Annotated in this window: 9 protein-coding genes, 1 pseudogene and 1 riboswitch; of the genes and pseudogenes, 6 read left to right on the top strand and 4 right to left on the bottom strand. The window is 64.6% G+C overall.

What is annotated here, in order from left to right; genetic code table 11:
* Positions 1-108: 108 nt before the first annotated feature.
* Positions 109-2,455: pseudogene (locus tag EO156_RS13620) on the bottom strand (winged helix-turn-helix domain-containing protein).
* A gap of 421 nt (positions 2,456-2,876) precedes the next feature.
* Positions 2,877-4,754: a phosphomethylpyrimidine synthase ThiC gene (gene thiC, locus EO156_RS13615; RefSeq protein WP_011052285.1), complete on the bottom strand. Its 1,878-nt coding sequence runs from the start codon at positions 4,752-4,754 to the stop codon at positions 2,877-2,879.
* 91 nt (positions 4,755-4,845) lie between these two features.
* A riboswitch (TPP riboswitch) is annotated at positions 4,846-4,943 on the bottom strand.
* 431 nt (positions 4,944-5,374) lie between these two features.
* On the opposite strand from thiC, the gene EO156_RS13605 reads away from it, so the two are divergent.
* Entirely contained in the window at positions 5,375-8,146 is a 2,772-nt protein-coding gene (locus tag EO156_RS13605; RefSeq protein WP_016849956.1) for a TonB-dependent receptor, read from the top strand.
* Between the two features lie 259 nt (positions 8,147-8,405).
* Here the strand turns inward: EO156_RS13605 and EO156_RS13600 are convergent, their stop codons facing one another.
* Together EO156_RS13600 and ggt are read right to left on the bottom strand one after the other, a co-directional pair.
* Positions 8,406-10,262, bottom strand: a complete 1,857-nt coding sequence (locus EO156_RS13600) for a methyl-accepting chemotaxis protein (RefSeq protein WP_029829394.1) — start codon at positions 10,260-10,262, stop codon at positions 8,406-8,408.
* 59 nt (positions 10,263-10,321) lie between these two features.
* Positions 10,322-12,031, bottom strand: a complete 1,710-nt coding sequence (gene ggt, locus EO156_RS13595) for a gamma-glutamyltransferase (RefSeq protein WP_016849470.1) — start codon at positions 12,029-12,031, stop codon at positions 10,322-10,324.
* Between the two features lie 652 nt (positions 12,032-12,683).
* Here ggt and ilvC point away from each other — a divergent pair.
* The 5 genes from ilvC (at position 12,684) to EO156_RS13570 (ending at position 18,441) form a co-directional block, all read left to right on the top strand.
* Positions 12,684-13,685 (top strand): ketol-acid reductoisomerase, encoded by a 1,002-nt coding sequence (gene ilvC, locus EO156_RS13590; protein WP_003483339.1) that lies wholly within the window; start codon positions 12,684-12,686, stop codon positions 13,683-13,685.
* A 40-nt stretch (positions 13,686-13,725) separates the two neighbouring features.
* Positions 13,726-15,447, top strand: a complete 1,722-nt coding sequence (ilvG, locus tag EO156_RS13585) for an acetolactate synthase 2 catalytic subunit (RefSeq protein WP_016849469.1) — start codon at positions 13,726-13,728, stop codon at positions 15,445-15,447.
* Positions 15,431-15,688 carry an ACT domain-containing protein gene (locus tag EO156_RS13580; RefSeq protein ID WP_003483347.1) on the top strand — a complete coding sequence of 86 codons (258 nt, stop codon included), beginning with the start codon at positions 15,431-15,433 and terminating at the stop codon, positions 15,686-15,688. The genes ilvG and EO156_RS13580 overlap by 17 nt, the downstream gene beginning before the upstream one ends.
* A gap of 75 nt (positions 15,689-15,763) precedes the next feature.
* Complete coding sequence (locus tag EO156_RS13575) at positions 15,764-16,882, top strand: threonine dehydratase (RefSeq protein WP_033482960.1); 1,119 nt, start codon at positions 15,764-15,766, stop codon at positions 16,880-16,882.
* The gene (locus tag EO156_RS13570; RefSeq protein WP_005912016.1) at positions 16,879-18,441 is read left to right on the top strand and encodes a 2-isopropylmalate synthase; all 1,563 of its coding nucleotides are present in this window, start codon (positions 16,879-16,881) and stop codon (positions 18,439-18,441) included. Before EO156_RS13575 ends, EO156_RS13570 begins: the two co-directional genes overlap by 4 nt.
* The last annotated feature ends 151 nt before the right edge of the window (positions 18,442-18,592 follow it).

Genomic DNA, 18,592 nt, shown 5'->3' with positions numbered 1-18,592 from the left:
TGGCAGCCCCCTGTACAAAAGAGGGCGTAGTGTTTTGCCGGATGTGGCGTCGGTCAGGAAGTTTTGACGAAACTGTGCCGAAATTGCCACGAAGCCTTTCCGAAGAACTTACGAGGTGATTTTTCTCAATACCGACAATAAGTTAGCAATGACGCCAACAGGCGCCACGGAATGCTGCGGCAGCGCCATGTACGCAATAGCGCTGCCATCTTCTTCGGCCAGCGACACATACAGCGTCCCGTCATGCTGGTTCAGGCTGAAACCGTTGATGGTGGTGAACTTGACCGCATCCAGACACTGGCCGCGACCGCTGCGCAGCTCGCTATCGTAGGCAGCGCAACTGTCGGTCGACGACAGGTAATGCAGCTGGCCATTCACGCCCGGCGCCCAACTGCGATACCGCCAGCGCGACGGCTGCTGCGGATCGACGGCATGCAAGGTATCGGCCGCCAGCGACGGAGCGACCTGCCAGACACCGCCGCCGCTGAGACGAGTCAGCAACACCTGTCCGCTGACGCGGTCCAGGCGTAGTTGCGAAACGTCCTGCAGCGTTGCCAGCGCGCGCCATGGGCTGCTGCGCCGGTCGTACAGCGTTGCGAAGGTATGCCCGTCGTCGGCAGCAGCAAGCACCAGCAACCGGTGGGGGTCGGGAAGATGGATCGCCTCGCGGCTGCGGCACAGGCAGTCGCACCACCTGGCCGCTACCGGGGGTCACTTCGAACAACGCGGCATGCCCGGCTGCATCGCTGCCGCTGACCAGCACGCGTTGCGAATCGGCTGACCAGTCGGCGGCCTGGCGAGAATCCGGGCGCAGCCCTTCGATCAAGCGCACCGAGCCGGGCTTGCTGACATCGCCCCACCACAGCCCGTACGCACCGGATCGATTGGATGCAAAGATCAGCTGGCGCCCGTCCGGCGCGATCATCGGCTGATCGTCGCGCCCGCTGGATGGAAACAGGCGGCGTCGAATGTAGCCGCCGTTCATCGTGTCGCCAATGACCTGGTAGACGCCGAATTGCGGCTTGCGTTGCACGAACACCAGATGGCCGTGCGCCACGTCCGGTGCCTGCGCATCGTCCACGCCCACATCGTGCAAGCTGTGGTCTCGCAGATCGAGGCGATACAGCCGCGCCTCGCTGTCCACGCGACGCCCGAAGATCAAACCGCTGCCGTCGGGCAGCCAACTCCATCCACGGATATCGGCGTTGTCATGGGTGAGCCGTTCGGCAACGCCGCCTTCGGCCGGAATCCGCCACAGGTCCCCGAGCTGCGGATTACGTAGAAAGACAATCCAATTCCCATCGGGCGAATACCGCGGCGCGTAATCGAAATCACCCGCCTGCGCCGGGTAGTCCAGCGCCTGCCACTGCCTGGTTGCCAGATCCAGGCGACGCATGCGGGCCGCGCCGCGCGTGCCGGTCATGCTGCCAAATACCAGCGCGCGCCCATCCGGCGACCAGCTGAAACTCAGCATGTCGGCACCATCGCACCGCACGAGCTCGCGCGAGGCCGCCGGCCCGGTGGCCGCAGCGATCATGATCCGGCAGCTCCCATCGGGCGCCTGCCTGGAAAACGCGATCTGGCGGCCATCCGGCGACCACGCCGGCAAACGATCGGAGACGCCGGGTCCAGGCGTCTCCAGTACCCGCGGATAGGCGTTGTCGGTGGTCTTGACCAGGATCGAGGTGCCGGCACGATCGCCGGTCAATGAGGCGTACGCCACCATCGCGCCATCGGGCGACAGGCTTGGCGTGAGATCGAAGCCACCGCCTGCGGTAATCACCTGATACGGCCGCTTGGGGCTGCCCAAGACCGCAGGCGCTTGCGCGGCCTCAGGCGCCGGGGCACGTCGCCATGAGGTCCATGCCGCAAGCCCCAGCACGACCAGCAACACCACGCAGGCGACTGCCAGCGCCATCGAGCGCCGTTGCCGCGGCGCGGCCGGCGTCGAAGCGGCCGGTTCCGCAGCGACGGGCGCCACAGGCTGACCACGCGCGGCGCGGATGGGTGGTGCAACAGTATCGGACTGCGCGGGGACCGACGCCACGCCTGCGTGTGGCTGAGCCGGCTCGAACGCATCCGAATCAGGTGCCTCATCCGGCAGCGTTGCCGATGCAGGTGCATGCGCTTCCCACACAACCGCCGCCATCAAGCGATACCCGGTCTTGGCGATGGTCTCGATGTGCTCCGAGCGCTGCCCGCCGTGGCTGGCAAACGCCTTGCGCAGCTGCGTGACCGCCTGGGTCACCACATCGTTGGTCGGCAATGTATCGGGCCAAACCTCGGCCAGCAGTTGCTCGCGCGTGACCACCTGGCCCGGCTGCCGCGCCAGGGTCAGCAACACTGCCAGGGATTTGGGCGCCAGCCGCAGCGGACGCTTTGCGCCAGGTGCGTGCACCTCGCGCGAGGCAACGTCGACCACGCACTGGCCGACCCGTAGCCGGCCCGATGGCATTGCAATGACGGGAGGAACACTCATCGGCAAAAAACACGCGTCGGCATGCAAGAACAACAAAGAGCGCCCCGCGCTTTTCGCGAAACGCCAAATTCGGCAAAGGACGACGACCAACTGTGTCATGCATCCATTTGGTGCAAATTTTACGCTATGCCCCGTTGCTTCCTACGACAGGCGGCAGCGTCAGGCTCTCTCTCTCGCCGACGAATTCGAATAATGACGACGTACCCTTCGCGCCTTCTGGCGCGATTTTTTTATCTGCGATTCAGCTAAATCAGCCGAAACCCTTATCTACTGGAATCGCTTGCAACCCGGTCGTAGCGCGGCACTTGCGAACCGCGCTGCAATCTGTTCGATATAAAACTGAATTTTTCCTAAGCAGGCGCTACATACGATCTGTGAAGCGCTGCCATGTCACGCGTCAGGTGGCGCGATAGACCTGTGCACCCTGCGCGACAAATTGCGCGGACTTTTCCTGCATGCCTGTCGATAGCGCTTGCGCCTCGCTCACGCCGTGCTCGTTCGCGTAATCACGCACGTCCTGGGTAATCTTCATCGAACAGAAGTGCGGCCCGCACATCGAGCAGAAGTGCGCCAGCTTGTGCGCGTCCTTGGGCAAGGTCTCATCGTGGAACTCCTTGGCCTTTTCAGGATCCAGGCCAAGATGGAACTGGTCGTCCCAACGAAACTCGAAACGCGCCTTGCTCAAGGCGTTGTCGCGCACCTGCGCGCCCGGATGCCCCTTGGCGAGGTCGGCCGCATGCGCGGCGATCTTGTAGGCCATGATGCCGTCGCGCACGTCCTGCCGGTTGGGCAGGCCCAGGTGTTCTTTCGGAGTGACGTAGCAGAGCATGGCGGTGCCGAACCAGCCGATCATTGCCGCGCCGATCGCGCTGGTGATGTGGTCGTAGCCCGGCGCGATGTCGGTGGTCAGCGGGCCCAGGGTGTAGAACGGCGCCTCGCCGCATTCGCGCAGCTGCTTGTCCATGTTTTCCTTGATCAATTGCATCGGCACATGGCCGGGACCTTCGATCATGGTCTGCACATCGTGCTGCCAGGCGAGCTTGGTCAGCTCGCCCAGCGTTTCCAGCTCGCCGAATTGCGCCGCGTCGTTGGCATCGGCAATGCAGCCGGGGCGTAGGCCATCGCCCAACGAAAACGCCACGTCGTAGGCCTTCATGATCTGGCAAATGTCTTCGAAGTGCGTGTAGAGAAAGTTCTCTTTGTGATGCGCCAGGCACCACTTGGCCATGATCGAACCGCCACGCGACACGATGCCGGTCACGCGCTTTGCGGTCAGGGGCACGTAGCGCAGCAGCACGCCAGCGTGGATGGTGAAGTAATCCACGCCCTGTTCGGCCTGTTCGATCAAGGTGTCGCGGAAGATGTCCCAGGTGAGTTCTTCGGCGCGCCCATCGACCTTTTCCAATGCCTGATAGATCGGCACCGTGCCGATCGGCACCGGCGAGTTGCGGATGATCCACTCGCGCGTCTCATGGATGTGCTTGCCGGTGGACAGATCCATGACCGTGTCCCCGCCCCAGCGGATCGACCACACCAGCTTCTCGACTTCTTCGGCAATGCCTGAGGACACCGCGCTGTTGCCGATGTTGGCATTGATCTTGGTCAGGAAATTGCGGCCGATGATCATCGGCTCGCTTTCGGGGTGATTGATGTTGTTGGGCAAGATCGCACGGCCGCGTGCGATCTCTTCGCGCACGAACTCCGGTGTAATGCGTTGCTGGATCGAGGCGCCGAACGCCTGGCCCGGATGCTGCTTGCGCAAGCTTGCATCGGTCACCGCTTCCAGGCGCTGATTTTCGCGGATCGCCACGTACTCCATTTCCGGCGTGATGATGCCGCGGCGCGCGTAATGCATCTGCGTGACGTTGGCGCCCTGGCGCGCGACCCGCGGCAGACGCCGCGCCGGAAAGCGCACTGCATCCAGACGCGCATCGTGCTCGCGGCCACGCCCGAAGCTGGAGCTCAGCCCGTCCAGGGCGAGCGTGTCGCCACGCTCGGCAATCCACTGCGCACGCAGCGGTGCCAGACCGGCTGCCAGATCGATCGCCACCCGCGGATCGGTGTAAGGCCCGGACGTGTCGTAGACGCTGAGCGGCGGATTCTCTTCGCCACCGAACAAGGTGGGCGTACGCGTCAACGCGATCTCGCGCATCGGCACTTGCAGATCCGCGCGCGAGCCTCGCACGAAGATCTTGCGTGAACCGGGAATCGGCTGGGTGACAGCCTCCGACAACGACTGGGCTTGTTGCTGCAAAACGGTGGGCGCGGCATTCATGGCATTCGTCCTGTGTGCTGGCCCTGCGAAGGAGTCGCAGTGCGGACGAAGCGGCGGCGCTCGATACCGATCGCCCGTGCACACACGGACCATCGCATCTGACGAAGCTTCCCTACGCCGGTATCAGCCGGATCAGGTTCGAAGGGACTATCTCAACCGCAGCACGCTGCGGTACCCCCACTTCGGCGGCGATTAAACCACATCGCACCCAGCGCAGCTAAACAAACGTCGCGAGATACCGCAGCGCGCACGGCGTCGAGCTAAACCCCCTGGGCATACCGCACTGATGCAGCGGCCGCCCTGGCCCGATGTTGCGTGCAGCAAGGTGGTCGCGCTCGGCGGCGACATATGTCCGCGCAGGTCATCTCACGTCGCTGCAGCACACGTCCAGCGCTGCGCAGGCATTGCATGGCGCGCCGATGCATTGCGCGCGTCGCGACGCAACAAGGCGCGGATTGGCGAAAAACGGCGGCGAAACCCGCTCGTTAAATTCCCGCTAAGCCTGCGTGGCGTGCCGAAGACACCGCACGCATGCAGGTGTCATTCACGGGGATCGCGCTGTCGCTCCTCCTCTACCGGGAACCGCCGTACATATGACTATGACAACGCTCCACCCGACGATGCGTCGGGGTTCGCTCGCGATCGCCATCAGCCTGTGCGTCAGCACGAGCGCCATCGCCCAGGAACAGACCGAGAAGAATCCGACCAACCTGGACAAGATCGAAGTCACCGGTTCGCGCATCCGCTCGGTCGATGTTGAAAATTCGCAACCGGTGCTGGTACTCACGCGCCAGGACATCGAAAAGCAGGGCCTGACCTCGGTTGCCGATGTCCTCAAGCGCATCCCCTCCAACGGTGCGACGATGAACACCACCGTCAACAACGGCGGCGACGGCTCGGCCACGGTGAGCCTGCGCAACCTGGGCGCCTCACGCACCCTGGTGCTGGTCAATGGCCGGCGGTGGGTCTCGGGCCTGTCCGGCTCGGTGGACCTGAACACCATTCCCTCGGCCATCGTGGAGCGCGTGGAAGTCCTCAAGGATGGCGCCTCGTCGATCTATGGCTCCGATGCCATCGCGGGCGTGGTCAACATCATTACCCGCACCAATTTCGATGGGGCCGAAGTCAACGCCTACGTTGGCCAGTACGGCCAGGGCGACGGTCAGCGCACCTCCTTCGACGCCACCGTGGGCGCCACCAGCGAGCGCGGCAATCTGGTCATCGGCTTGTCCAGCGTCAAGGAAGATGCGGTGATGGCGGGCGACCGGGAGATCTCGGCCGAGCCAGTGTACGGCGCGGGCTCGTCGGCCTACAGCAGCTACTCGGCAAGCGGCCGCCTCCGTGCAAATGGCACCAGCGGCGCCTGGACGGTGTTGCCCGACAGCGCTACCGCGAGCGGCGACAGCAGGTATCCGCGCTACGCCCTGGACCAGTACACCGCCTTCAACACATCCGAATATGGCTACAACTACGCCAAGGACAATTACCTGGTCACGCCACAGAAGCGCGACGCGTTGTACGTGCAGGGCAATTACGCACTCACCGACAACGTGCGCTTCAAGTTCGATGGACTGTATAACCGCCGCCAGTCGTCGCAGCAACTGGCCGGCTTTCCGCTGGCTTCCGTCAACACCGGCATCCTGTTGAGCGGCGACAGCTACTACAACCCGTACAACACCGCCTACGGCGGCGACGGGCGCGATGTGGGCTGGTCGCACCGCCTGACCGAATTCGCGCGCAGCTACCAGCAGGACGTCAAGACCTCGCACGTGTACACCGGGCTGGAAGGCGACTTCCAGTTCGCCGACCGGCAGTTCAGTTGGGATGTGGGCTTTGCGCACAACCAGACCGACCAGACCGAAACCCAGTATGGCGATGTCAATCTGCTCAACCTGAGCAACGCGCTCGGTGCATCCGGCATCGTCAATGGCACCCTGGCGTGCCTGGACAGCGGCGGCGCCGTCATTGCCGGCTGCGTCCCGTTCAACCCCTTGTCGCCGGCCGGTGGCGTGACCCAGGAAATGCTGGACTACATCCTGTTCACTGCGCACAACACATATCAATACAAAAACAGCAGCTTCACCGCCAACCTCACCGGCGATCTGTTCGAGCTGCCCGCCGGCTGGATGAGTTTTGCTGCCGGTGTCGAACACCGCGAGGAAAGCGGATTCTCCTCGCCGGACGCCTTGATCTCGGCCGGCTATACCTCGGGCAATTCGTTCACGCCCACCTCTGGCTCGTACACGCTCAACGACTACTACACCGAAGTGGCCATCCCACTGCTGAAGGATGTGCCCGGTGCGCAGTTGCTGGAATTGAGCGCAGCAGTGCGTTATTCGGACTACAACACCTTCGGCAGCACCACCAATAGCAAGTTCGGCTTCAAGTGGAAGCCGGTCGCCGACCTATTGATTCGCGGCAATTACGCGACCGGTTTCCGCGCGCCATCGATCGAAGATCTGTATCTGGGCGCATCGGACAGCTTCGATACCTATTCCGATCCCTGCTCGACCAATAGCACCTCCTACACCAGCGCGATCGCGGCCACATGCGCAGCCCGCGGCGTGCCTGCCAATTACGTTGCCGAATACAACAGCGCCAGCGGCAACTCCGGCCAGACCATCTATCCGTTCACCTACACCAGCAACGCCAATCTGCAACCGGAAAAATCCAAGAACACCACGCTTGGTTTTGTCTACAGCCCGGCCTCGGTGCAAGGCCTGGACGTGTCGCTGGACTGGTGGAAGATCGAAATCACCGACGCCATCACCGAATTCAGCGCCAATCAGATCCTGTCGCAGTGTTACCAGTTCAACGTCTCGGCGTTCTGCGATCTGGTGACCCGCGATGCGACGGGCGCCGTCACCGGCCTGGTGATCCAGCCGGTGAATGTCGGCGAGCAACGCATGCAAGGCTACGATTTCACTGCGCGTTACAAACTGCCGCAGACCGCAATCGGCCAGTTCATGCTCACGCTGGATTCGACCTACGTGGCGGTCAACGAGCAGAAGCAGGACGACAATTCCGCGTGGGAAAGCTACAACGGCATCTACCACACCAATAACCCGAACTGGCGCACCCGCGGCACGCTGACCCTGGACTGGAGCTACGGCAATCTGGCCGCCAACTGGGCCGTGCGTTACTACTCGGGCATGAAGGACTACGATTCGGAACTGGACGACAACGGAAACTATCGCCACGTTGCGGCGACCGCGTTCAACGACATGCAGGTGTCTTACCAACTTCCATGGAATGCGACCGTGCGGTTGGGTCTGAACAACGTCTTCGACCGCGACCCGCCGGTCGCGCTCAGCGCCTCGGCCAACTCGTTCGATTCGGCCTATGCCATCCCGGGACGCTACAGCTACCTGCAATACACGCAGCGCTTCTGAGCGCGCTGTCCTGATACACGTGTTGTCACGACGGCCTCCTTCGGGAGGCCGTTGTCTGTGTGGCACGGCTAACACGCAATCGGGCGACTGGCACACGGCAGGGCGAAGGCGACATGCACAGACATTTCCACGGCACATCGCACCGCTAGCCTGCAGTCACTACAACAAGAAACCTGCTCTCTCTCCCTGCCGCCGATCTTCGGCGGCTTTTTTTTGTCCGGGTTGACGCACAGCAGCCAGGCCCCCGGCCGGGTAACCATCACTCCAGCGTATAACCCACCCGCAAGCCGCCCCAGTGCTTGCCGCCGACGAAGATCGGCGTGGACAGGTCGAACATGATCTGACCGGTATCGCGACGATAGACCTGCAGGCGGTAAGGGTCGGTATGCGCGCCCACGCTGCGCCCAACGCGGTCGGTGAACTTGCGCTTGGTGCGGTTGCCGACCAGATCGCGCTTGGCATCGCCGGTCAACGGCTGGGTGAAGCGCAGATTGTGCGTGGGCACATAACCGTCGGGATTGGCGCAGATCGCGAAGACGATCCACGGGTGCGCCTCCAGCAGCGGCTCTTGCAAAGCGGGCAGCAGCTGGTCGCAGAGCGCATCGAAGTCGGTACTGAACTTGGGCGGCTCCACGCCGGCGATCGGCGTATAGGTGCGCGCAAACAATGCGGCTTGCCCGATCTGCCCGCGCGCGATGGCCTGCGCCAGGGCACTGCCGATCTTGCCGGCCGTGGCAACGGCCAGCTGCTTGACCCGCGCGTGCCTGGGCACTTGCAGTGGGTCCGGCGGCAACCGGAACAAGCCCACGCAATCGCGCAGGGTTTCGGTGCCGCGCTCCAGCGCTTCGCTGCGTTCGGCCACGTGCGCGGCGTGCTGCAGATTGCTGCGGCCCAACGCCACAACGCCATCTACCGCACGCTCGATCCCGCGAATTTCGCCGTCCTGCGCGTGGATGCGCCCGGCCACCGTGGTCATCGCGCTGCTGGCCTGCCCGAGCACGCGAGTGATGCCATCGAGCACCGCTTCGGTGCCACGTGCAGAGGCTGCGCCCTCCCCCACTGCAGCGCTGGTTTCGGCCAGGATCGCGCGCACGTCGCGTGCGGCAGCGGCGGCGCGCTCGGCCAGCCGCCGGATCTCGGTAGCCACCACCGCAAACCCGCGTCCGGCATCGCCGGCATGCGCGGCTTCGATGCTGGCGTTGATCGACAGGATATTGGTCTGGAACGCCACCGAGTCGATGACTTCGATGACTTCGCCCGCGCGTGCCGCGCGACGTTCCACTTCGTGCATGGCCTGGCCCAGCGCATGTGCCGCAGCGACACCTTGCCGCGCGCTGTCATCGGCGCTGGCGGCCAACGCGATGACCTGCGCCAGTTCGGCATTGACGTCCTGCAGGCTCGACGACAGCCGCTCCACCGCGGCGCGCGCGCCGTCCAGCGCCTCGTTCTGGGCTTGCGACTGGCGCACCATTTCATCGTTTTCGGCCACCAGCGGTGGCACTCCGGCGGCGATCTGCACCGACAAGGCCACTGCCTGGCGGATGGCCTCGGCCAGATTGCCGAACCCGGCTTGCAGCCGCCGGCCCATCTCGGTTTCTGCCAGTCCCGGCGGCAACAGGAGTTCGAGTTCGCAACCGGCCAACGCCTGGGCAGTGCGCTCGAGCACCGTGCGGTCTTCGTGCTCGGCTTGCAGGCGCGCAACCAGCGGCTGCAGCAAGGGCGAGATCGGCACCGGCCGGCTGCCGTCGGCCAGACGCGTGGCCTCGCGCAGCAGGATCGCGGTTTCCACATGCGGCAGCGACAGCATCCAGCCGCCATGTTCGCGATCGCGTACATAGCGCACGCGCTGCGCCGGGTCGTCGCCCGGGGCAGCCCAGACGCCGTCTTCGCCAACCAGGTCGGCGGCGCTCAACCCCCACACCACCGAGGCCGGCGCCCCCTGCAGCTCGACCGCCGTTTTGCCCAGCACATCCAGGCCGACGCGGTTGCAGGCCACCACACACGCCTCCGCAGACAACCGCAGCAAGGCGACCGGCGCATCCGGGAGCACGGCCATCTGGGCTTGCGACGGCGGATCGGGCTGTTGCATCGAATTCATGAGGGGCTCCTGCTCCATCCGATGATTATCGGCGCGCTGCGCGGGGAATTGAGGCGCGGGCCGGCGCGCCGGCGCGCTCAGTATCCGGCCGCCTGGCCGTCCTTGCGGCTTTCCGAAGCACCGTAGTACACGCCGCTGACCGGGTCGCGGGCGATGGCCTGATACCCACCGTACGGGCCGTCGGCAAAGATCACCCGATGGCCTTTGCGCATCAGCGCGCGGATGGTGTCGTAGGAGAAGCCGGTTTCCAGATTGACCTCGCCGCCATCGCTCATCGCGGTGGCCTGCCCGGTCGGTTCGGTGGACCCTTCATGCTGGATGCGCGGCGCGTCGCCGGCTTCCTGCAGGTTCATGTGGAAGTCCACCAGGTTCATCACGATCTGCACATGCCCCTGCGGCTGCATCGCCCCGCCCATCACGCCGAAGCTCAGCCAGGGCTTGCCGTCCTTGGTGACGAAGGCCGGGATGATGGTCTGAAACGGCCGCTTGCCCGGCGCATAGCCGTTGGGATGATCCTTCTTCAGCACGAACATCTCGCCGCGGTCCTGCAGGATGAAACCCAGCCCCGGCGGCGCCATGCCGCTGCCCATGCCGCGATAGTTGGACTGGATCAGCGAGACCATCATGCCGTCGGCATCGGCCACGGTCATGTAGATGGTGTCGCCTTCTTCCAGCTGCTTGGGTGTCCCCGGCTGTACTTCCTTGAGTGCCTTGTCCATCGAAATCAGCGCGCGCCGCCGGTTGGCGTAGTCCTTGGAGATCAACTTGGCCAGCGGTGCCGGCTGAAACGCCGGGTCGGCGTAGAAGCGCGCGCGGTCGGCGAACGCCAGCTTCTTGGCCTCGGTGAACAAGTGCACGTGCTCAGCCGAGCCGAACGGAATCTTGGAGAAGTCGTAGCCTTCGAGGATGTTGAGCATCTGCAACGCGGCGATGCCCTGGCTGTTGGGCGGCAGCTCCCACACATCAACGCCACGGTAGTTGGTGGACACCGGTTCGACCCACTCGCCCGTATGACTGGCCAGGTCCTCATAGCTGAGGTAGCCGCCATTGGCCTTGAAGTAGGCACCGATGGTACGGGCGATGTCGCCCTTGTAGAACGCATCGCGACCGCCGTCGGCAATCTGCTGCAGCGTGTTGGCCAGGTTCGGATTCTTCCACAGCTCGCCCTTGCGCGGGGCGTGGCCGTCGATGGTGAATTGCTCCTTGAAACCGGGGTATTGCGACAGGCGCGGCACCGAACGGTCCCAGTAATAGGCGATGGTCTCGGCGACCGGATGGCCTTCGCGCGCGTAGCGGATCGCTGGCGCCAGGTTCTGTGCCATCGGCTTGCGCCCGAAGCGCGCGTGCAGCGCGAACCAGCCGTCCACCGCACCCGGCACCGATACCGGCAACGGGCCGGTCGGCGGAATGTCCTTCAAGCCACGGCGCTGGAACTCGGCCAGGGTCAGCGATTTGGGCGAGCGGCCGGAGCCGTTGTAGCCGTAGAGCTTGTGGGTCTTGGGGTCCCAGACGATCGCAAACAGGTCCCCTCCCACGCCATTGCCGGTCGGCTCCATCAGGCCCAGCGCCGCATTGGCCGCGATCGCTGCATCCACCGCCGAGCCGCCGTCCTTCATCACATCCAGCGCGATCTGGGTGGCCAGCGGTTGCGAAGTCGCGGCCATGGCATGCGGCGCAATGACTTCCGAGCGGGTGGCAAACGGCTGCCCGGTGACGCGGTCGGCAGCGCCGAGAGGCGGCGCGAGCAGCGCCAGAGCAGACACCAACAACACAGGTACGCGACGCATCACCGATGGCCCCTAAGACACTGAGAATGAGGTGCCAACCATACCAGCGGGCTGTGCCCTGCCGTCCAATCGACACTTGCCAGCGCGCTCAATACCGCGCAGATGGTGATCCTCGTCAGCGCTTCTTGTGCTGTATCGATCATGTTTCAGCAGTAACCATGCAGCTGCCACGGGGCTTTGCAGGCGACTCGGCGCATTGATGCGGATGTTTCATGCGCAAGGGTTGACACCCTGGTTGCCGCGGTGGTTATCTCAGGCCCATGCCGCACCACTCCACCACCTCGAACGCCCCCATGTCCGCGCCCTCCGGCGCGTTGGCTGCGTCGCTTCTCGTGCTCGTACTTATTACCTCGCCAACCGGTGCGGGACGAGACTTCGTGTAGGCAACAGACACACAAGGCTTCGATCAGACCCCGCACCGGCAACGGCGCGGGGTTTCGCGTTTCAGGGATCACCAAAAGTTTCGAATGACATGAACGACATCGCCGCCACATCCGCAACATCGCCATGCGCCCAGCCGCGCATGGGCGCCTGTGGTTGCCTGCGCAGTGCCATCGCTCGTCCCCGCTTTGCTCAGCCGGCCAGTGCACGCACTGCCGGCTGATCCATTTATCCACTGCCCATCTCCACTGCCAACCCGCAAGGACATTCCATGAGCAACCACACCCAACCGAAAATCGCGATCATCGGCTACGGCAGCCAGGGCCGCGCACATGCGCTGAACCTGCGCGATTCCGGCTTCGACGTCACCGTCGGCCTGCGTCCCGGTGGCCCGACCGAGGCCAAGGCGCAGGCCGATGGCTTCACCGTCGTGGCGCCGTCCGAGGCGGTCAAGAGTGCTGACCTGGTCGCCATCCTGACCCCGGACATGGTGCAGAAGAAGCTCTACGAAGAGGTCATCGCCCCGAACATGAAGCAGGGCGCCTGCCTGCTGTTCGCGCATGGCCTGAACGTGCATTTCGACATGATCACCCCGCGCGCCGATCTGGACGTGGTGCTGGTCGCGCCCAAGGGCCCGGGCGCATTGGTACGTCGCGAATATGAAATCGGCCGCGGCGTGCCGTGCATCTATGCGGTCTACCAGGACACCAGCGGCAAGGCCGAGCAGTTCGCGTTGACCTATGCCGGCGGCCTGGGCGGCGCGCGCGCCAACATCATCAAGACCACGTTCAAGGAAGAAACCGAAACCGATCTGTTCGGCGAGCAGGCCGTGCTATGCGGCGGCGCCTCCTCGCTGGTGCAGGCCGGTTTCGAAGTGCTGGTCGAGGCCGGCTATCAGCCGGAAATCGCATACTACGAAGTGCTGCACGAATTGAAGTTGATCGTGGACCTGTTCTACGAAGGCGGCATCACCCGTATGCTGGAATTCGTTTCCGAAACCGCGCAATACGGCGATTATGTCAGCGGCCCGCGCGTGATCGATGCCGGCACCAAGGCGCGCATGAAGGATGTGCTGACCGACATCCAGAACGGCACCTTCACCAAGAACTGGGTGGCCGAATACGACGCCGGCCTGCCGAACTACAACAAGTTCAAGCAGGCCGATCTGGAGCACCCGATCGAGGAAGTGGGCAAGAAGCTGCGCGCCAAGATGGTGTGGCTCAACGGGCAACAGCAAGCCGCTGCCGCACCTGCGAATCAACAGGCGGCATAACGCCGCCTCCCCCACCGCTTAAACCGAAGGTCCGCAACGCATGAACACCTCCGCACACAGCACGCCCCGCAATGGCGCGCGCTGGCTGACGCAGGCCCTGGAAGCCGAAGGCGTGGAAACGCTGTTCGGCTATCCGGGCGGCACCATCATGCCGTTCTACGACGCCCTGGTGGATTCCAGGCTCAAGCACATCCTGGTTCGTCACGAACAGGGCGCTGCACTGGCTGCCAACGGCTATGCCCGTGCCAGCGGCCGGGTCGGCGTGTGCGTGGCCACCTCCGGCCCGGGCGCATCCAACCTGGTCACCGGCATCGCCGATGCGATGCTGGACTCGGTGCCGATGATCTGCCTGACCGGCCAGGTCGCCACGCCGCTGCTGGGCACCGACGCATTCCAGGAGCTGGACGTGTTCGGCATGACCATGCCGATCGTCAAGCACAGCTTCCTGGTGCGGCGTGTGGAGGAGCTTCCGGAGATGGTGCGCGAGGCGTTTCGCATTGCGCGCGAAGGACGTCCTGGGCCGGTGCTGATCGACCTGCCCAAGGACGTGCAGGTGGCCGACGCCTCGCATCTGCCCCTGCATGTTCCGGCAGCGGTGTCGCCGCCGCCGGCGCCGGCGGACGCGAAACTGGCCGAAGCGTTGGCAGCAATCGCCAGCGCCGAACGCCCGGTGGTGTACGGCGGGGGCGGGATCGCGCTGGCCGGCGCGGTGGAAGCCTTCCGGCGTTTCGTCGAGGCCACCGGCATCCCGACCGCGCTGACCTTGCGCGGCCTGGGGGCATTACCGCATGCGCATCCGGACTATCTGGGCATGTTGGGCATGCACGGCACCCGTGCGGCCAATATGGCCATCCAGGAATGCGATCTGCTGGTGGTGGTCGGTGCGCGTTTCGACGACCGTGCCACCGGCAAACTGAGCGAGTTCGCACCGTTCGCACGCGTCATCCATCTGGATGCCGACGCATATGAGATCTCCAAGCTGCGCACCGCCGATATCGCGGTGCCCGGCGACGTGGCAGTGAGTCTGAAAGCCTTGAGTGCGGCGCGCGGCAACTGCCAGGCCTGGCGCACGCGCTGTTTCGCCAACCGCGAAAAGTTCGGCGCGCGTTACGACGCGCCCGGCACCGACATCTACGCACCGGCGCTATTGAAGCGCCTGAGCGAAGTGGCTCCGGCCGACACCATCATCGCCTGCGATGTGGGTCAGCATCAGATGTGGGTGGCGCAGCATTGCCGCTTCAACGACCCGCGCAATCACCTCACCAGCGGCGCGCTGGGCACCATGGGCTTCGGCCTGCCGGCCGCGATGGGCGCACAGTTCGCCTGCCCTGACCGCACCGTGGTGCTGGTCTCCGGCGACGGCAGTTTCATGATGAACGTGCAGGAGCTGGTGACGATTGCACGCTGCAAGCTGCCGGTGAAGATCGTGCTGCTGGACAACAGCTCGCTGGGCATGGTGCGGCAGTGGCAGGAACTGTTCTTCGCAGAGCGTTACAGCGAAATCGACCTGTCCGACAACCCGGATTTTGCGGCGTTGGCGCACGTGTTCGGCATTCCGGCCAAGCGCATCATCGCCCGCGGCGATGTGGACACGGCACTGGCCGACTTGCTGGCGCAGCCCGGTCCCGGCCTGCTGCATGTCGCGATCGACGCGCGTGCCAATGTGTGGCCGCTGGTGCCGCCCAACAACGCCAACAGCACCATGCTGGACAGCAATCCCGCACATGCGGCCAAGGAGACATCGCATGCGTTACCGGCTTGATCTGGTGCTGAAGCCGGCAGAAGGCGCATTGGTGCGGGTGATCGGCATGACCGAACGCCGCGGCTTCCGCCCATGCGCGATCCAGGGCGCAGCAGCGCCAGACGATGCCGGACGCTGGCATCTGCTGCTGGACGTGGACAGCAACCGTCCGCCGGAAACGCTGCGTCTGCAGCTGGAAAAGGTCTACGACTGCGAATCGGTGGTGATCACCGCACTGGAATCGGTCGAGGCTGCGGCATGAGCATGCAGACCTCGCGCGACCATCAGACTGCTGTCCGGAGGTGTCTTCTTCCGGATCGCCCGTGCGCGTGCCGCAATGCCTGATTCCGGCCGCCCTTCCGCACAGGAGCCAGAGGTAGGCGACGTGGCCGTCAGCGTGGCCGACGTGCTGGCCGCACAGGCACGCCTGCGCAAGTACCTGTCGCCCACGCCGCTGCACTACGCCGAACGCTTCGGTGTGTGGTTGAAGCTGGAGAATTTGCAGCGCACCGGCTCCTACAAGGTGCGCGGCGCATTGAATGCGTTGCTGGCCGGGCTGGAACGCGGCGATGAGCGCCCGGTGATCTGCGCCTCGGCCGGCAACCATGCGCAAGGTGTGGCGTGGTCGGCGTACCGGCTGGGTGTGCAGGCCATCACGGTAATGCCCTATGGCGCGCCGCAGACCAAGATTGCCGGTGTCGCGCATTGGGGTGCCACGGTGCGCCAACATGGCAACAGCTACGACGAAGCGTTCGCGTTTGCGCGCGAGCTGGCCGACCAGAACGGCTATCGCTTCCTGTCCGCCTTCGACGACCCGGACGTGATCGCCGGCCAGGGCACGGTGGGCATCGAGCTGGCGGCGCATGCGCCGGACGTGGTGATCGTGCCGATCGGCGGCGGTGGCCTGGCCTCCGGCGTGGCGCTGGCATTGAAGTCGCAAGGCGTGCGCGTGGTCGGGGCGCAGGTGGAAGGCGTGGATTCGATGGCGCGCGCCGTCCGCGGCGATCTACGCGAAATCGCTCCGGTCCCAACGCTGGCCGATGGCGTGAAGGTCAAGATTCCAGGCCTGCTCACGCGCCGCCTGTGCTCGAGCCTGCTCGATGATGTCGTGATCGTGCGCGAGGCCGAATTGCGCGAAACATTGGTGCGCCTGGCACTGGAAGAACACGTCATTGCCGAGGGCGCTGGCGCCCTCGCGCTGGCCGCCGGTCGCCGCGTTTCCGGCAAACGCAAATGTGCGGTGGTCTCTGGCGGTAATATCGACGCAACCGTGCTGGCCACACTCTTGTCCGAGGTGCGGCCGCGTCCGCCACGCAAGCCGCGCCGTCGCAATACCGAGCGACTCCGCAACGAACGCAGCGCCAATCCGCTACCCGCCACACACGTTCTTTCCCGCCCATCCGCAGTCGCTTCAACGCCTGTCACCGCCATCGCCGTAGAGGAGTCTTCCTGGTGAACACGACCGTATCCAACCAGACCCCGCGTATCCGAATTTTCGACACCACCCTGCGCGACGGCGAGCAATCCCCCGGCTGCAGCATGACGCCCCAGCAGAAGCTGGTCATGGCGCGCGCGCTGGACGAACTCGGCGTGGACATCATCGAAACCGGTTTTCCTGCCAGCTCGCATTCGGACCGCGAAGCGGTGGCGATGATGGGCCGGGAACTGCGCCGCCCCACCCTGGCGGTGTTGTCGCGCTGCCTGCAGGCCGATATCGAAACCTCGGCCAAGGCCCTGGAGACAGCCGCAAACCCGCGCCTGCATGTGTTCCTGTCCACCAGCCCGCTGCACCGCGAGCACAAGCTGCGCATGAGCCGCGAGCAGGTGCTGGAATCGGTGCACCGGCACGTGACGCTGGCGCGCGGCTATGTCGACGATGTGGAATTTTCTGCCGAGGATGCAACCCGCACCGAAGAAGATTTCCTGGCCGAGGTCACCCGTGTGGCGATCGCCGCCGGCGCCACCACGATCAATTTGCCCGACACGGTCGGCTTCACCACGCCGGAAGAAATCCGTGGCATGTTCTCGCGCCTGATCGCCAGCGTGGAAGGTGCCGACAAGGTCATCTTCAGCGCGCACTGCCATAACGATCTGGGCCTGGCGGTGGCCAACTCGCTGGCGGCCATCGAAGGCGGTGCGCGCCAGGTGGAATGCACCATCAATGGCATCGGTGAGCGTGCGGGCAATTGCGCGCTGGAAGAAATCACCATGGCGCTGAAGGTGCGCGGTGCCTTCTACAACATCGATTCGGCGATCAATACGCCGCGTATCGTGTCCACCTCGCAATTGTTGCAACGCCTGGTCGGCATGCCGGTGCAGCGCAACAAGGCAGTCGTGGGCGGCAACGCCTTCGCGCACGAATCGGGCATTCATCAGCACGGCATGCTGCGCCATCGCGGCACCTACGAAATCATGCGCCCGGAAGATGTGGGCTGGGAATCATCGCAAATGGTACTGGGCCGCCACAGCGGCCGCGCCGCGGTCGAGCAGCGGCTGCGCGCGCTGGGTTATCTGCTGGAGGAGGAAGAGGTCAAGCTGGTGTTCGAACAGTTCAAGGCGCTGTGCGAGAAGCAGCGCGTGGTGACCGATGCCGATCTGCAGGCATTGATGCAGGACGCCACGGTGCAGGAAGGCTATCGCCTGGCGTCGATGACCATCAGCGACGTGGGCAGCCGCGCCAACGCGTTGGTGGAGTTGTCCGACCCGGAAGGCAACCGTGTGGCCGAAACCGCGCAGGGCAACGGGCCGGTGGATGCGCTCTTCGGCGCACTGGCCTCGGCCACCGGCGTGAAGCTGGAGCTGGACAGCTACCAGGTGCACAGCGTGGGCATCGGTGCGGACGCGCGCGGCGAAGCCAGCCTGAGCGTGCGCCACGACGGCGTGGAATACGAAGGCACCGGCACCAGCAAGGACATCATCGAAGCCAGCGCGCTTGCGTGGCTGGATGTGGCCAACCGCTTGTTGCGTCAGCGCGAGCGTGGCGTGGTCGCCGGCAAGACGGCTGCGGTGGCGTAACCCTGCTCATTTCATTGGGTAGATGACGCAAGCCTTACGGCCAGCAGAGTGATCTGCTGGCCGTTCCGGTTTTTGCGTGCGAACTTTTTTACAAGTGTGTCGGTTAGATGCTTACGCGCTTGCCGACGTGGCAAAGCTCCGGCCTACTGCA

It is taken from the genome of Xanthomonas sp. DAR33341 (genome assembly GCF_003992815.1).
Taxonomy (GTDB): Bacteria; Pseudomonadota; Gammaproteobacteria; order Xanthomonadales; family Xanthomonadaceae; genus Xanthomonas; species Xanthomonas cissicola.
This window is presented reverse-complemented; position numbering and strand designations above follow the sequence as displayed.

Bases quoted from the DNA above. Each gene is read 5' to 3' on its own strand.
- thiC (WP_011052285.1), bottom strand. From the start codon at position 4,754: ATGAATGCCGCGCCCACCGTTTTGCAGCAACAAGCCCAGTCGTTGTCG.
- EO156_RS13605 (WP_016849956.1), top strand. From the start codon at position 5,375: ATGCGTCGGGGTTCGCTCGCGATCGCCATCAGCCTGTGCGTCAGCACG.
- EO156_RS13600 (WP_029829394.1), bottom strand. From the start codon at position 10,262: ATGGAGCAGGAGCCCCTCATGAATTCGATGCAACAGCCCGATCCGCCG.
- ggt (WP_016849470.1), bottom strand. From the start codon at position 12,031: ATGCGTCGCGTACCTGTGTTGTTGGTGTCTGCTCTGGCGCTGCTCGCG.
- ilvC (WP_003483339.1), top strand. From the start codon at position 12,684: ATGAGCAACCACACCCAACCGAAAATCGCGATCATCGGCTACGGCAGC.
- ilvG (WP_016849469.1), top strand. From the start codon at position 13,726: ATGAACACCTCCGCACACAGCACGCCCCGCAATGGCGCGCGCTGGCTG.
- EO156_RS13580 (WP_003483347.1), top strand. From the start codon at position 15,431: ATGCGTTACCGGCTTGATCTGGTGCTGAAGCCGGCAGAAGGCGCATTG.
- EO156_RS13575 (WP_033482960.1), top strand. From the start codon at position 15,764: ATGCCTGATTCCGGCCGCCCTTCCGCACAGGAGCCAGAGGTAGGCGAC.